This window comes from Mucilaginibacter sp. GW821-FHT07G05 (genome assembly GCF_059418565.1).
Map to the genome: position 1 here is coordinate 1 of NZ_JBWKQC010000015.1, position 16,024 is coordinate 16,024.

14 protein-coding genes are annotated in these 16,024 nt (G+C 43.3%); 4 read left to right on the forward strand and 10 right to left on the reverse strand.

The features are described from left to right. Positions 1–305: 305 nt before the first annotated feature. Together AC07NA_RS24895 and AC07NA_RS24900 are read right to left on the reverse strand one after the other, a co-directional pair. Positions 306–1,643 (reverse strand): efflux RND transporter periplasmic adaptor subunit, encoded by a 1,338-nt coding sequence (locus AC07NA_RS24895; protein ID WP_345214315.1) that lies wholly within the window; start codon positions 1,641–1,643, stop codon positions 306–308. Between the two features lie 24 nt (positions 1,644–1,667). After that, a complete protein-coding gene (locus tag AC07NA_RS24900; RefSeq protein ID WP_494900658.1) occupies positions 1,668–3,113 on the reverse strand; it encodes a TolC family protein in 1,446 nt (481 codons plus the stop codon). A gap of 88 nt (positions 3,114–3,201) precedes the next feature. On the opposite strand from AC07NA_RS24900, the gene AC07NA_RS24905 reads away from it, so the two are divergent. The 4 genes from AC07NA_RS24905 (at position 3,202) to map (ending at position 5,757) form a co-directional block, all read left to right on the forward strand. Continuing rightward, on the forward strand, positions 3,202–3,825 hold the full coding sequence (locus AC07NA_RS24905) for a polysaccharide deacetylase family protein (protein WP_494900660.1): 624 nt from the start codon (positions 3,202–3,204) through the stop codon (positions 3,823–3,825). 350 nt (positions 3,826–4,175) lie between these two features. Further along, entirely contained in the window at positions 4,176–4,454 is a 279-nt protein-coding gene (locus tag AC07NA_RS24910) for a hypothetical protein (RefSeq protein WP_494900662.1), read from the forward strand. 31 nt (positions 4,455–4,485) lie between these two features. Further along, entirely contained in the window at positions 4,486–4,926 is a 441-nt protein-coding gene (locus tag AC07NA_RS24915) for a hypothetical protein (protein ID WP_494900663.1), read from the forward strand. Positions 4,927–4,989: 63 nt separating this feature from the next. After that, a complete protein-coding gene (map, locus tag AC07NA_RS24920) occupies positions 4,990–5,757 on the forward strand; it encodes a type I methionyl aminopeptidase (RefSeq protein WP_494900664.1) in 768 nt (255 codons plus the stop codon). A gap of 381 nt (positions 5,758–6,138) precedes the next feature. Here map and recA read toward each other — a convergent pair whose 3' ends face one another. The 8 genes from recA to AC07NA_RS24960 form a co-directional block, all read right to left on the reverse strand. Then, complete coding sequence (recA, locus tag AC07NA_RS24925; protein WP_345214319.1) at positions 6,139–7,152, reverse strand: recombinase RecA; 1,014 nt, start codon at positions 7,150–7,152, stop codon at positions 6,139–6,141. Positions 7,153–7,378: 226 nt separating this feature from the next. After that, a complete protein-coding gene (gene nth, locus AC07NA_RS24930; protein ID WP_345214320.1) occupies positions 7,379–8,134 on the reverse strand; it encodes an endonuclease III in 756 nt (251 codons plus the stop codon). A gap of 227 nt (positions 8,135–8,361) precedes the next feature. Beyond that, positions 8,362–8,559 (reverse strand): hypothetical protein, encoded by a 198-nt coding sequence (locus AC07NA_RS24935; protein ID WP_345214321.1) that lies wholly within the window; start codon positions 8,557–8,559, stop codon positions 8,362–8,364. Positions 8,560–8,873: 314 nt separating this feature from the next. Further along, a complete protein-coding gene (locus AC07NA_RS24940) occupies positions 8,874–9,458 on the reverse strand; it encodes an RNA polymerase sigma factor (protein WP_494900666.1) in 585 nt (194 codons plus the stop codon). 216 nt (positions 9,459–9,674) lie between these two features. Continuing rightward, positions 9,675–11,312 (reverse strand): ABC transporter substrate-binding protein, encoded by a 1,638-nt coding sequence (locus tag AC07NA_RS24945; protein ID WP_494900667.1) that lies wholly within the window; start codon positions 11,310–11,312, stop codon positions 9,675–9,677. A gap of 417 nt (positions 11,313–11,729) precedes the next feature. Further along, positions 11,730–14,603, reverse strand: a complete 2,874-nt coding sequence (gene uvrA, locus AC07NA_RS24950) for an excinuclease ABC subunit UvrA (RefSeq protein ID WP_494900668.1) — start codon at positions 14,601–14,603, stop codon at positions 11,730–11,732. A gap of 263 nt (positions 14,604–14,866) precedes the next feature. Beyond that, entirely contained in the window at positions 14,867–15,376 is a 510-nt protein-coding gene (gene lspA, locus AC07NA_RS24955; protein WP_345214325.1) for a signal peptidase II, read from the reverse strand. A 2-nt stretch (positions 15,377–15,378) separates the two neighbouring features. Beyond that, positions 15,379–15,849 (reverse strand): DUF4293 domain-containing protein, encoded by a 471-nt coding sequence (locus tag AC07NA_RS24960; protein WP_494900669.1) that lies wholly within the window; start codon positions 15,847–15,849, stop codon positions 15,379–15,381. Between the last annotated feature and the right edge of the window lie 175 nt (positions 15,850–16,024).

Consider the following 16,024-nt stretch of genomic DNA (forward strand, 5'->3'; position numbering starts at 1 on the left):
CTCATTGAATGATCAAAATTATTAAATATTATTTGCTTTTAAAGACAGTACCTCTACGCAAGCGTAAAGAGGGGTTTGTATACTCATTTTATTAAGCCCTCTTTGCGGCAAAGCCGGAGAGAGGGCGGTCCAGCGAAGCGTAGACCGGGTGAGTTAGCTATACGATTCGCTTTTACCACAAAAGTTATTTTCAACTTTTATGCTTGATTAATGGCTATGCTACTTGGAAGGCATCAGCCCCTCAACCAAAAAAGGCTCACACCTTTACGGTGCAAGCCTTGGTAATTGTATATGGTTTTGGTTTGTTATTCGCCTACTTTAGCATCTTTGGTAAAGAGCTTGCTTTTATCCACCTTCTCCACTTCTTCTTTATCTTTTAGCGTTTTTGATATGGCCGGGTATGGTGCCGACACCACTTCCTCACCGGCTTTTAGGCCGCTTAATACTTGTATATAGGTATCATCCTGTATGCCGGTGGTTACCTGCACTTGTTTTACCTTGCCAACGCTGTATACAAACACGTACTCTTTTACAGGTTCGCTTATTTTCTTTTTGCTGTCGTCTTCATCTTTTTTGGTTGTTTCCGCTTTCTTTTCGGCACGTGTAGTTACCGATTGAATAGGCACTGCCAATGCTTTCACCTTGTTGGTGCTGATCTCTACTGTAGCCGTCAATCCCGGGCGGAATGGTGATGGGTTCGACGCGTTTTTGTTGATGAGGCCAGTGTACGAAGCCGAATCGATACGCACCTTAACGGTGAAGTTGGTCACCTGGTCGGCATTGGTACCTACCACATTGGCCGAACTGCCTATCTCGGTTACCTTACCGGTAAATTTCTTCCCTAAAAAGGCATCTACCTCAATGGTCGATTCATCGCCCAGGCTTACACGGTTAATGTCGTTCTCGTTCACATCAACGTTTACGTCCATTTCGCTCAAATCAGAAATGGTCATCATTTCGGTACCGGCCATTTGGATGGTTCCTAATACACGCTCGCCTTTTTCAATAGATAGCTTTGAAACCACACCATCAACCGGAGAAAAAATACTTGTTTTAGCCAGGTTGTCCTGCGCCTCTTTAACCGAAGCCTGTGATTGCTCCAATCCGAATTTTGAACCGATAACATTTTGTTTGGCTGCCTCATAGCTGGCCTTTGCGCCTTCGTAAGCGGCTTTGGCATTTTCAAATTCGGCGGCAGTTACCACCTTGTTATCAAAAAGCTCTTTGTTACGTTTGTATATCGATGCCTGGTTGTTAAAAGTAGCCTCGGCCTGTTTTAACATTTGGGCCGAATTACCTACGCTTGCTTTTTGTGTATTGTATGATGCCACAGCACGCTCGTAACCCGACTTTAAAATATCCGGGCGGATACGGCACAGCAATTGACCTTTTTTAACCACATCGCCTTCCTTAATTGGCAGGTCGACGATCTCGCCAGATACCTCGGCACTAATTTTAACCTCTATGTGCGGTTTAATTTTCCCGCTGGCCGATACTGTTTCGGTAATGGTACGCTCGGCCGATTTTTCGGTGGCTACCTGTGTTTTGGTTGGCCCTCCAATAAATCCGGTTACCTTACCAATAATAAGCAATGCGATAAGTGCACCTATTATTATCAAAATATATTTAGTAGTCTTTCCCATGATCAGATCAGTATTTTGTATGTTTTATAATGTTATAGGGTTTCCGAGATAGTAATCAATCACCTTGCTCCTGAAAACAAGCTGATATTTAGCTTCGATCATATCAAACTGCGCTTTGTTCAGGTTGGTAAGTGAGGTATTCAGGTCGAGCGAGTTTACCAAACCAACGTTGTAGCGTTGCAGTATTACGTTGTAGGCTTCTTTATTAGCCTCGTAAGTTTGCGAGGTTGATTGCAATCTTTTTTCGGCAGCCTGCACATCCCATACTGCCTGGTAAATGATTTTGCTTAAGTTGTTTTTAGCTAATTGCGCGGTTACTTCGGCATTTTCGTAAGTTATTTTTGCCTTGCGCACCGCGGTACGTGTGGTAAACCTGTTGAAAATAGGGATCTGCAAGGTTAACCCTACCGATTGGTTAAAGTTATCAGATATTTGCCTGCTGAAAGGGTATTTGCTGGTGATCGGCGCTATACCCGGCATAGTAACCGGCTGCGACAGATCGCCGTTCAAATAACCTGTAATTTCATCTCTACCGGTAGGTGCATATCCGCTAAGCAGGCTACGCGCATCAGAATAATTGGTACCTGCCGAACCGAATAATACCAAACTTGGGTAGTACGCGCCGCGCGCTATCTGGATAGCTTGTTTAAAACCATCCCTGCGTATTTCGGCTAAACGTACGTCCGGGTTAACATTCAGGGCTGTTTTAAAAACTTCTTCGGCATTGTATTTCGTTTGGATAGCCAGCTTGCTAACATCCGGGCGTTCAATTTCTATCTCGGTACCGGGCGCCATTTCCATGTATTGTTTTAATGTTAACACAGATAATTCCAGCTGGTTTTGGGCATTAGTAAGGTTCAGCTCGGCTGTTGACAGTTGGGCCTTGGCCTGCGACAGATCGGCCAGCGTTTGGTTACCGGCGTTAAAGTTTTTCTGCGCCCTGTCTAAAGTAAGTTTGGCAATATCTATTTGTTGAATGGCTGCCGTTACCAGATCCTGGTTGGTTAAAACCGACAAGTAGGTAGTTACCACATTCAGGGTAAGATCGTTCTTTACCTTGGCGGTATTGGTGCGGTCGGCCTCTAACAAGATTTTGTTTTGGATGATCTGGTTACGTAACTGCCCGCCCTGAAACAGCACTACCTGCGCGTTTACGCTCCCGCTTAAACCAAAAACACGCTGATTGGTGAACTGGTTGGTTGACGGATCGACACTACGACCAAAGTTGAGCGATCCCTGCGGATTAGCACTTACGCTGGGCAGCAGGTTATATCGCGATTGCTTAAGATCTTCGTTGGTTAAGGCCTCGTTAAACTGCGCTTGCTTTATGGTAAGGTTACGCTCAAGAGCGAGTGTTACGGCACGCTGCAATCCAATTTTCTCCTGCGCGTGGGCATTAATGCTTATTATTGATAGCGCGGCCAGGCTAATTCCGGTTACTTTTATTTTTGTGAGTATGTTTAGTTTCATGAGGATTGATCGTACAATGGTAAGAAATGCGGTATTTCTACCAAAGTTTTTTGTTACTTAAAATGAAACATTTAGCGTAATTTGTAAAATGTACCTTGTTAAAACACCCTGGCTGTTAAAAAAGCTATACCCGCAATTAACGTGGGATGCCAAACCCAATGGCCGTTGTATTTATTTGACTTTTGACGACGGTCCTATACCCATTGTTACACCATTTGTACTAAATATTTTAAAAGAGTACAATGCGAAAGCCACTTTCTTTTGTATCGGCGATAATGTAGGCAAGCATCCGGAGATTTTCGAAGAGGTAAAAAATGCCGGTCACGCTATAGGCAACCATACCTTTAACCACCTGAAAGGGTGGAAAACGGATGATAATATTTATCTGGATAATTTTTTACAGGCCAATAAACTTTTAGATACACCGCTGTTCCGGCCGCCTTACGGGCGCATAAAAAAATCGCAGGTGGCCTTGCTTAAAAACGCGCGACCGGATATCAACATCATTATGTGGAATGTACTCAGCGGCGATTTCGATATGCTTTTGAGGCCGGAGGATTGCCTGAAAAACGTATTGAAACATACCGAAGAAAATTCCATCGTAGTATTTCACGATAGTATAAAAGCCTTCAACCGGCTGGAGTACGTGCTACCCAAGGCGATGGAGGTTTGGAGTAAGGAGGGATATAGCTTCCCCCCCCTAACCCCCTAAAGGGGGAATTTTTGATTTGCATAAATAGTAAAGCAAAAACCGGAATTAATGTTAAATTGTACTAATCTAAGCATGTCACAATGTTCAATAAAGTTCTATATAGTATAGCAGGTCTTTGCATTTTCATTTTTTTGTGCAGCAACTTTGTGCCTGTATATTTTACAAATCAACAAGATAGAGGTATATTTTATACCACTATTTATATACTACCCGTTGCTACAATACCGGTGGCCACATACATAGCCATTTACCGTCCACATAAAAACAATAGAACTCCGGCTGTTTTATTCAGCTTACTTTCCGGATTAACAACTTGTGTACTATTCGGGTTGTTTACACTTAGCTCTTACATGTCAGCATGGGTGGATTCCGGTGTTTTGTTTGTAAATAAGGACAATTATGATATCAGGATAGTACGCCACTATGTTGACTTAGGCGCTACAGGGGGCGGCACCGAACCGGGTGATTTTACTATTGTATTGAGCAGGCCTATCACTCCTTTATTAAGGTTAAAAACTGCTATAGATACCACCACGATCAATAAAGAAGATTGGGTAAAAATTCAGAATGGCGATAAAGATGCATCACGACAAGAAGCAGCAACAAGAGAAATACCAACATTGCAATAATTTAGCAATCCATTATTTCTATTAATAAGCAATGACAGATATTCTAAGCAACAATATTCAAAATGTCTTTTGGTTTTATGACGAAAACGAACCGAATATTGGTTTATACGTTTTATTTGAGTTTAGTGAAAGTTATCTTTTTTTTAACACAAGCTCATTTTATATTACCCCAAACAACGACATAACCCGGTTGTATAAATGGGAAAAACTTGACTACGATAAATTACATACGGTTGTTTCCATTACAAAATTAAGAGAAGATGAGTGTACCGCTTATTTTGCTGAACTATCCAATGGTGACATATTTTACATATCTCAACTAATTTACGGCTATGGCGATTGGACAATGCAATGTGAATTTGTTGATAAGAACGATTCCGAAAGATATGAATATGTATTTGAGCACATGAATGAAGACTGGATAGAGGATATTGAACCGCAGGTATCGATGCATCCACCTGCCCGAACCTGACATTTTAATTATGTTATTCAACTACAGGTTGGGTATCTTTGTGAATAATTAAATAATAACGCCATGTCTATCAGCACTAACGACGAACTAACAGGAATGCAAAAAGTAAGCGAAGCGGTTGCTTTAACTCTTAAAGCTATGCGTGAGCATTGCCGTGTGGGTATGTCGGCAAAGGAGCTGGACGACTTTGGTGGTGATATGTTGGCTAAGTTAGGCGCAGTATCTGCACCAAAGCTTACTTATGATTTCCCGGGACATACCTGTATCAGTGTAAACAACGAGGTGGCACATGGTATCCCGTCGGCTGATAAAATTTTTCGGGAAGGTGATTTGGTAAACATAGATGTATCTGCCGAACTGGATGGTTTTTGGGCCGACAATGGCGGATCATTTGTGTTGGGCGAAGACATTAACGGGCATACAGCTTTGGTTGATGCCTCTAAACAGATTTTACAAAAAGCTTTAAGTCAGATAAAAGGCGGTGTTAAAATTGCCGACATAGGTAAACTGATAGAAACACAGGCGGCTAAACATGGCTTTAAGGTGATCAAGAACCTGGCCGGTCATGGTGTTGGCCGTAGCCTGCACGAGGCACCGCACGAGATACTGAATTGCTACGATAAATTCAACAAAACCCGTTTCCGCAAAAATTCGGTTGTGGCTATTGAAACTTTTATCTCTACCCAATCAACCTACGCTAACGAAGGTGCCGATACCTGGGGATTGATCGGCAATAAAGGCGGTTACGTAGCGCAGCACGAGCATACCATTTTAGTAACCGATGGCGAGCCGGTAATACTCACTAAAAATAACGGTATCTGGGATTTTTAAGTTAGATTGATTAGTTGCTTTAAGAGTTTTACCGCAGAGTTCGCTGAGGAGGGGAACACAGAGTACGCTGAGAGAAACAATACTGTAAGTTTTGAAAGTTGTCAAATCTGTTCCCATCAGATGATCATTTTTTTACCGCAGAGATAACAGAGGTTTCGCGGAGTTAGAAAGAGAATAAATATGCGTAAAGCTTTGACAACTTTTAAAAAGTTGTCAAAGCTTTTATAATTCAAACAAGAAACTCATACCTACTATCCATTAAAAACTCCCCGTACTCCGCGAAAACCTCAGCGCACTCTGCGGTTAAATAAAAGCGAAAACAAAAAAACCCTTCCGCATTCGCGGAAAGGCCTCACATAATAAATATTAAAATCGAATAACTTAAGCCGGTTCTACTTGTAAGCTTTCGCCGGTTACTGTTTGTTTTATTTTGGTTTCCAGTTCTTCCATCAGTTCAGGGTTATCCAGTATCAGTTGTTTAACCGCATCACGACCCTGGCCTAAGCGGGTATCGCCATAGCTAAACCATGAACCTGCTTTTTTAATGATGTTGTACTCCACACCCAGGTCAATGATCTCGCCCGATTTTGAAATACCTTCACCAAACATGATATCAAATTCAGCAATACGGAACGGAGGCGCAACTTTGTTTTTTACGATCTTCACCTTAACACGGTTACCTGAAACTTCATCACTGTCTTTAATTTGTGATATACGGCGTACATCCAAACGTACCGACGCGTAAAATTTAAGGGCGTTACCACCGGTAGTGGTTTCGGGGTTACCGAACATTACACCAATTTTATCACGCAGCTGGTTGATGAAAATACAGCAACATCCTGTTTTACTGATGGTACCGGTTAACTTACGTAAAGCCTGTGACATTAAACGGGCTTGTAAACCCATTTTAGAATCGCCCATTTCACCTTCAATTTCGGCTTTAGGTACCAATGCGGCAACAGAGTCGATCACCAGGATATCGATAGCGCCCGAGCGGATCAGGTTATCGGCAATTTCAAGCGCCTGCTCACCGTTATCCGGTTGTGATATCAGCAGGTTCTCTACATCAACACCTAATTTTTTGGCATAAAATTTATCAAAAGCGTGCTCCGCGTCAATAAACGCAGCAATGCCACCTTTCTTTTGTGCTTCGGCAATAGCATGGATAGCCAGGGTTGTTTTACCCGACGATTCCGGGCCGTATATTTCAATAACACGGCCTTTAGGTAAACCGCCCACACCCAAAGCAATATCCAAACCGATAGAACCGGTAGGTATAACTTCAGTAGGTTCCACTACACTGTCGCCCAGTTTCATGATGGTTCCTTTTCCGTATGATTTTTCCAGCTTATCTAATGTAAGCTGTAATGCCTTCAATTTATCTGCGTTACTCATGGTATAAATATCTGTAACAAATATAAAAACTTATTTATCAATTACTAAAAAAATTAGTAATTATTTTTTTTAGTGGAAAAACTGTCATTCTGAACATAGTGAAGAATCGTCTTCGCTTTAAAGGTCGCAGAAAGATGCTTCGTACCTCAGCATGACAGTTGGTGAGGAATACGAGTCTGCAACTTTACTAAGTAAACATACCTAACTCCATATCATCAAGCAACCATCATTTATCAACACTGCGTTTGCTTAGCTCTTTGTGCAGGGTAGTTTGGGCTTTCTTCTTTTTCGCGTCTTTGGCTTTTTTAAGTTTTAGGGCTTCGGCTTTCAGCAGGGCGGTTTCGGTATTATTGCGTTCGTAGTAGCGGCAAAACCAGGTAAGCGCGCAAACATCGCACTTGGGCGATCTTGCCACGCATATATAACGGCCATGCAATATCAGCCAGTGATGGGCTACCCCCAGCAGATCTTGCGGCAGGTATTTTGTTAGTTCTTTTTCAACGGCGAGCGGCGTGGTGGCATTGGTGGTAAGCCCTATTCTGTTCGACACCCTGAAAACGTGGGTGTCCACCGCGATGGCCGGGGCATCATATATTACTGATGCAATTACGTTAGCGGTTTTTCGGCCGACGCCGGGCAGCTTTTGCAGCTCGTCTACCTCGGCGGGCACTACGCTGTTAAAATCATGCACGAGCATTTTACCCATACCGGCCAAGTGTTTGGCCTTGTTGTTAGGATAACTTACGCTGCGTATATAAGTAAATATTTCGTCGGGGTTTGATGCGGCCAGGCTTTCGGCATCCGGAAAACGCTCAAATAGCGCCGGGGTTACCTGGTTAATGCGCTTATCGGTACATTGGGCCGATAGGATTACGGCCACCAGCAACTGGTAGGGCGAATTATAATGAAGTTCGGTAACGGGGTTGGGCTGATTTTTAGAAAAGTATTCAACAAAATGCCGGTAGCGTTCTTTCTTTAGCATGCAGCAAAGATATAAGTAGATAGCGGTTAAGAGCGAAACCCACGCCTGATTTTATAGCAGGCCGCTTACTACAGTGCAAATAGTACATTGCCATGATCTGTAGAAACAGCTAATGGGTCATAGTTCGCGGGCATTCGTATCGGTATTTTCAATCTAATCTGATACCAAACTGATGTTACCAATTCCTGCGAACTATGATCCATCAACTAAAATACCTTATCATCAGCTTAGCGAAGACTCTTAGAGTAATCCAATATGTGATGAATGGTTTGCAGCTTTGGCTTCTTCTCCAGAAGAGCCATGTCAGTGCGGAGGGAATGATAAAATATCAGTTCGTCCGCATCCAGATTTTCTGTCGCGTTTTTCTCCTTCACTATCATATTATTAGTGACTGCAAATAAGTTTTTTGTAGAGGTTTCTCCCATAAGCGTTTTTTAATAAATTATACGAAACTATAACGCACCGGGTTTAGAATTATTTTATAGAAAGATGAAAATTTGATGAAATTTTTTGTTTGAGTATAATAACGGGTGGGGCAATTTAATTATAAGGTATTTTATTACCCTATATGACACATAAAAACGCCGTTATAAATTTACCAAACGGGCTTTATATGCATATAAACGCATTTTTAGGCAACTGATTGTGGTAATATTATAACGGCGTGTAATATATTTATTACGCTGCGCGAATCCTCTTTACATCAGCAAGATACCGCGCTTACGGCTCTTACATGAAATTAATTTTTCAGACTAAGCTCTTTGCTCTGCATCATTTTGCGCAGGTTGTTGAGTGCGTAACGCATACGGCCCAGCGCGGTGTTGATACTTACATCAGTAATATCGGCAATTTCCTTAAAGCTCATATCGCCAAAATGACGCATAATCAATACTTCTTTTTGCTCCGATGGCAATAGCTGAATAAGCGATTTAAGGTCTTTATGGGTTTGCTCGCGCACCATGCGGTCCTCCGTACTTTCATCATAGTTGCCCAGCACTTCAAAAATATCAAAGTCGTCGCCATTACTTACCATAGGCGCACGCTTTTCGCGGCGAAAATGGTCAATAACCAGGTTATGGGCAATACGTGTAACCCAGGGTAAAAACTTACCTTCTTCGTTGTATTTGCCGGCTTTAAGTGTATTGATAACTTTTATAAAGGTGTCCTGAAATATATCTTCGGCAAGGTATTCATCTTTAACCAGCAGGTATATGGACGTGTAAATTTTGGTTTGATAACGGCGTATAAGTTCTACCAGCCCCGCTTCATCACCCGAGATATAAAGATGGATTAGATCCTGATCACTTTGCAATTTAAAATCCATAGAATGACTTGTACTTAAATTAAGTTCGTTAAAATGTTAAGTAAAGTTTCTACTCTATAGGATTTTCTTTAGGGGTGAAGAAATTTGTTTATTTCAAATAAAACAAAAATTACAATAAAATGCAAATTTAATTGTTTGACTATATAACTGTAATTACGTTTAACGTAAAGATAAAGTTTTTTCGGATATAATTAAAAGCTATTTATCAGCCTGTATTTACAACTTTTTTACGCGTTTTAAAATCAAAAGGTTTTGCCCGTTTTGGCTGTAGCCTGTAACGTTGTTTTGGTACAAATTCACCAGCTTATCGTAATACAATATCACCACCGGCGATTGCTGCATTACCAAGTTATCCATACGCCTGTACAAAGCATAACGGGCCTCTTCATCTTTTACATTATAGGTTTGCTCAAACAGCGCGTCGAAGGCTTTATTATTGAACCCGGTATAATTGGGGCCGAAAGGTATTTTGTTTTTTGAGTAGAATAACGACAGATAATTTTCCCCATCGGGATAATCAGCCACCCACGAACCACGGAAAAAATTCACCCCGTTTTTGGCGATCAACTCGCGCAAACTGGCACCTTGTGTTACTTCTACCCGGGTTTTTATGTTCACGCGTTCCAGCTGGCCTTGTATGTATTCTATCAAATCGCGATAGGTAGTGGTGGTGTTCAGCACAATTTCGGGCAGGTTGCGGCCATTCGGAAAACCGGCTTCGGCCAGTAATCGCCGTGCTTTTTCAGGATCATAGCTATAGCCTTTCACCTGTGCTGCGTCAAAACCCGGCATCCCTTCGGGGATGAACCCCGCATAACCCGGCGTGCCAATGCTGTTGCGCAGGTATTTAACCATCTTCTTTTTATCGATAGCGTAATTAATAGCCTGCCGTATTTTCAGCACTTTCAGCGGCGAATGTTTTACGATGCCGAGATTGCTATCCACCAATATCCCAAGGTACTCGGTATTTAAATACGGTCTGATACTTATTGTAAACTTGCCCCGGTATTTTTTGGTGAGCTTGCCGCCCTTGGTAAGTATATCATCGCGGTAGCTGCCGTCGATACCGTTAAAGTAGTCGAGTTTCTTTTTAATAAACTCCATAAAGGCGGTTTGCTTATCGCTGATGAAGGTGGTTTTAACAGCATCCAGGTAAGGCAACGGCCTGCCCGTACTGTCTTTTTCCCAGTAATGTTCGTTCTTTAACAGCACCATTACCTCCTGCTCTTTCCAATATTTAAACTTGAACGGACCGGTACCTACCGGGTGGCTCCTGAAATCTTTTCCGTAATGATCAACTACCTCATGCGGCACTACCGAGCCATATTGGGCTGTAAGCAGGCTTAACAACGGCGGAAAGGGTTGTTTCAGCTGAATGCGGAAGGTAGTGTCGTCAACTGCTATAAATGCCTCCTTGCCCTTCACCTTGTCGCTAAATATCCACGAACCTGATGAAGCTACTTTAGGATCGATCAGCCTGCCGAAGCTGTACACAAAATCTGCCGCTACGCACCTGCGGCCTTTCCCTCCCTTAAACTGGGCATCATCATGAAAATACACATCGTTACGCAGGTGAAAGGTGTACTGCTTACCGTCAGCACTGATATCCCAGCTTTTGGCTATGCAGGGCACGGTCTTTAGGCCATCGTTAATTTGCACCAATCCGTTATACAACTGGTTATCCATTGATAGCGCGTTCTTATTACGGGCAAAGGCTGGGTCGAGCGAGGTAAGGCCTTCTTCGAGGTTCAGGCTGAACACGGTTTTACCATCTGTTGAGCTCCCCTGATGGCATGAAGTAAATGCTATTGCATTAATAGTTAAATATAAAAAGCACAGCAGCCACTTGTTCATTAGCTAAATATAGTTAAGCATTTTTGAAGATAATGTCATTTTGTGGTGGATGAGCATTAGTTAGCAGAAGATTTAACCGCAGAGGCAACGGAGTTTTGCGCGGAGTACGCAGAGATTTTAATGAGAAGTGATGAAGTTTGAGGTTTGAGATAAAAACAACAGTCGCTACGGCTACAGCCGAGTGACGACTATTACGCGGCCTCCGGCCGCTGTGCATCATGTTTTTGTAAGCTGAAAGCTTACCCCATGCGTAAGTCACGAGCTACGTTATGCTAAACTCGCGACAGCAGGAATTGTTGTTCGCTATACGAAGTTAAAACGCGACGTGATTGCTTCATTCTTCGCAATGACAAAAGGATTAAACCCCGAACCACGAACCTCCCCCTCACAACTTACAACACACAACCTACAACCCACCTAAGAGAACCTTTCTTTCAAAAATTTACCGGTGTACGATTTCTTTTCTTTGATCAGGTCTTCGGGCAGGCCTTCAAATACTACGTTACCGCCTTTGTCGCCACCTTCGGGGCCGATGTCTATTACCCAGTCGGCACATTTAATTACGTCCATATTGTGTTCGATAACAATAATGGTATTGCCATGCTCTAACAATGCGTCGAACGATTTCAGCAGCTTTTTAATATCGGCAAAGTGCAGGCCGGTGGTTGGCTCGTCAAATATGAACAGTGTTTTGTGGGTGTTATTCCCTTTCACCAGGAAGGATGCCAGCTTGATCCGCTGTGCCTCACCGCCTGATAGCGTGTTCGAGGACTGCCCCAACTGAACATAACCCAAGCCTACATCAACCAATGGTTTTATTTTAGCGAGAATCTTTGGTTCTTTAGCGAAGAATTCCAGCGCCTCATCAATGGTAAGGTTCAGTATTTCAGATACGTTTTTTTCATTGTACACCACATCCAGAATGTGCTGTTTGAAACGTTTGCCGCCGCAGGTTTCGCAGGTTAAAAAGATATCGGCCATAAACTGCATCTCTATCTTTACCTCGCCCTCGCCCTGGCAAACATCACAACGACCACCCTCTACGTTGAACGAAAACGCTGATGGCTTTAAACCTGAAGCTTTAGCGGCAGGCTGCGCCGCAAACAGGTTACGGATCTCGTCCCAAGCCTTTACGTAGGTTACCGGGTTTGAGCGCGACGAACGCCCTATCGGGTTTTGATCAACCAGTTCTACCTGTTCAATCTTGTTAAAATCGCCATCAATACTATCGTACAATCCTGTTTGCTCGCCGTTATAGTTGCCCAGTGTTTTTTGCAGGGCAGGCGCCAGTATGCGTTTCACCAAACTGGTTTTACCCGAACCCGATACCCCTGTAACCACGGTAAGCACCCCTAACGGAAACTTAGCGGTAACATGGCGCAGGTTATTTTCGCGGGCACCTTTTATTTCAATAAAGTCGTTCCATTTGCGGCGGGTGGCAGGTATGGCAATTTCTTGCCTGCCGCTCAAATAAGCGCCGGTTAGACTTTTTTCGTCCTTTATAATTTCATTATAAGTACCCGAAAACACCAGCTGACCGCCATGCGTACCAGCTTCGGGACCGATGTCAATAATATGGTCGGCGGCTTTCATTACTTCTTCTTCGTGCTCTACCACCAATACGGTATTGCCCACGTCGCGCAATGATTTCAATACACTGATCAATCGTTGCGTATCGCGCGGGTGCAAGCCAATACTCGGTTCATCCAGCACATAAACAGACCCCACCAAACTACTGCCCAATGAAGTAGCCAGGTTGATACGCTGCGATTCACCGCCCGACAAAGTGTTCGACAAGCGATTAAGCGTTAAATAGCTCAAGCCTACATCGTTCAAAAAGTTGAGGCGATTGGTGATTTCCATCAGCAGGCGTTTGCCTATCTTGGCATCGTTCTCTGATAATTGCAGTCCGTTAAAAAACTCGAAGGCTTTATCTAAAGGCATCAGCACCACATCGGTAATTGATTTGCCGTTTATTTTTACGTACGATGCATCCTGCCTTAAGCGGCTTCCCTTACATTCGGGGCAGGTAGTTTTTCCGCGGTAGCGGGATAGCAGCACCCTGTATTGTATCTTATAGGTTTGCTCCTCCATTTCCTTAAAAAAGGCATCCAACCCACGGAAATATTTGTTACCCGTCCACAGCAAACGTTGCTGCTTTTCGGTCAGCTGATTGTACTGGCGGTGTATCGGAAAGTCAAATTGCAGCGCGCTTTTCACCAGTGCATCGTTCCACTCGCGCATCTTTTCGCCGCGCCATGGGGCAATAGCGCCCTCATATATGGTTTTGCTTTTATCGGGGATTACCAAATCTTCATCAATACCAATTACCTTACCGTAACCTTCGCATTTTTTGCAGGCACCGTAAGGGTTGTTGAAGCTGAAAAAGTTGGGCGTAGGTTCTTCAAAACGGATACCGTCCAACTCAAAGCGGTCGCAAAAGAAACGTTCGGTTTCTTCAGTAGCTTCGGGCTCCTGGTAGCGCACAAAACTATCCCCCTTACCTTCAAAAAAGGCGGTTTGGATACTATCGCCCAAGCGACTTACCGTTTCGTCTTCTTCGTTTTTAGTAACACGGTCAATAACTATGCGTACCTGTGTTTTATTCTGAATGGTTTTCTTATTGTTCTTGCCGGATGAACCTTCGCCATCGTCAATTACCCATGAGGCATCAGAGGTAATGGTTTCATCTTCCAGCAAGGCTTCAATACGGGCCAGCTTGCCGTTGTATTCCACACGTACAAAACCCTTTTGCAATAGTACCGCCAGCTCTTCTTTCAGGCTGCGGTTATTATGCGGATGCAGCGGGCAAAGTATGGTTACCTGCGTATCGTTGGGCAGCGTCATGATGAAATTGATCACATCGGTAACATTGTCCTTTTTCACCAGGCCACCCGATACCGGCGATATGGTTTTGCCGATGCGCGAAAAAAGCAGTTTCAGGTAATCGTATATCTCGGTTGACGTACCCACGGTTGAGCGCGGGTTAGAGGTGATCACCTTTTGCTCAATAGCTATGGCCGGGGCTATTCCTTTAATATAATCAACATCGGGTTTGTTCATACGGCCCAAAAACTGGCGCGCGTATGATGAAAGGCTCTCCACATAACGGCGTTGGCCTTCGGCATACAGGGTATCGAAAGCCAATGACGACTTGCCCGAACCCGACATACCGGTTACCACTACCAGTTTGTTTTTAGGAATGGCTACATCAATATTTTTAAGATTGTGTACCCTTGCCCCTTTTATTATAATATGTTTTTGCGCGTCTTTTTCAGCTTCGTTGATCATTGGTATCCTTTGGTATTTCCACGGCAACTTGTTTACAAGCCATGGTTAAATTGCTATCGCCTGCGGCCATTAACCACCGGCTCAATAAGAAAGTGCAAAAATCCTAAAATGTTTAGCAAAATGCAAGTAATGCGCCGATTTAGTTTTAAGTATGACGGAGGCGTGAAAAGCGTAGCGGAATAACCCTACTTATCTTGCAAAAAGCACATCTCAATAAACATACATACTGTTATTGAGCGAACTAAGATGGCAGCTATCTTAAATTATGCTACCTGGGGTTGCTCCGGTTCCGCGTTTTTTCGGTATGCGATGATGAGCATGATAGCGCCTGCGGTTACACACATATCGGCCACGTTGAATATACCGGTACGGATGCCCAGTATCCCCATATTCATAAAGTCGGTAACATGCCTGTCGTACAGCAGCCTGTCGATAATATTACCCAGGCCGCCCGAAATAACCAGCGACAAAGCGATCAGTTTCAGGCTATCGAGCTTTTTAATGTTGTAAAAGGTATAACCTATCATTACCAGCATAAACAGCAGCGGCAATATGCTCAGCAATATAAAGCTGTAAGGCTGCGGCAGGTTATCGCCCAGGCTAAGCGCGGCACCGGTATTTTCTACATACTCCAGCCTGAAAAAATTGTTGAGGTATGATTTCGGCGCTTCAAATTGCAGGTGCTCTTTCGCCAGGTTTTTGGTTACCCTATCGCAACTGATAAATGCGAAGGCGGTTAGTACAAATACGGCTATCTTAATGCTTTTCTTCATGATTATCTTAACCTATCGGCCGAGCGCACCAGTTTTTCGTCGCGCTGTATTGATTTTAACGCGAAAATAACCAATATAATACTTACCGAACTCAGGAATAAACCGATACCCATATTGCTGGTATTGATTTCCAAAGCACCTTCAGATACTCCCTTTACCGTTTGCGCCATCCAAAAGCTGTAGCCTATTATAACCAATATAGCGCTGTAGCATAAAGCTATTTGCTGCTTGCGCTTTTTATAAAAGAAAATGATAATCGTTGGCAATATGGCCACCACGGCGGTTAATATTTTAATGGCGATAAACTCGATGCTGTATACCTTGCCTTCGGCCATTTCCTGGTAAACACCTTGTACGTTGATGCTTGATATTACCCCGTTAAGGTTTACATTATGCACCAGCGGAAAAAGGTACAGGGCGAATAACACCAAGGTGGCTAAAAAAAGATAAATAGATTGTATGCGTTGTATCATGTTGTTTTAAATATTTATATCGCCCGGCAGCTTTATCAGGTGGTTATTTCACCATTGGTTGCCCTGCGTTTACGGGCAAAGATAAGTGAATGCCTTTGAAATAAATAAGCCGCGTGTCAGGATTTTTTATAGCCGTGCCACAAGCCATAAACATAGGCCGCGGTTTATTAACTTT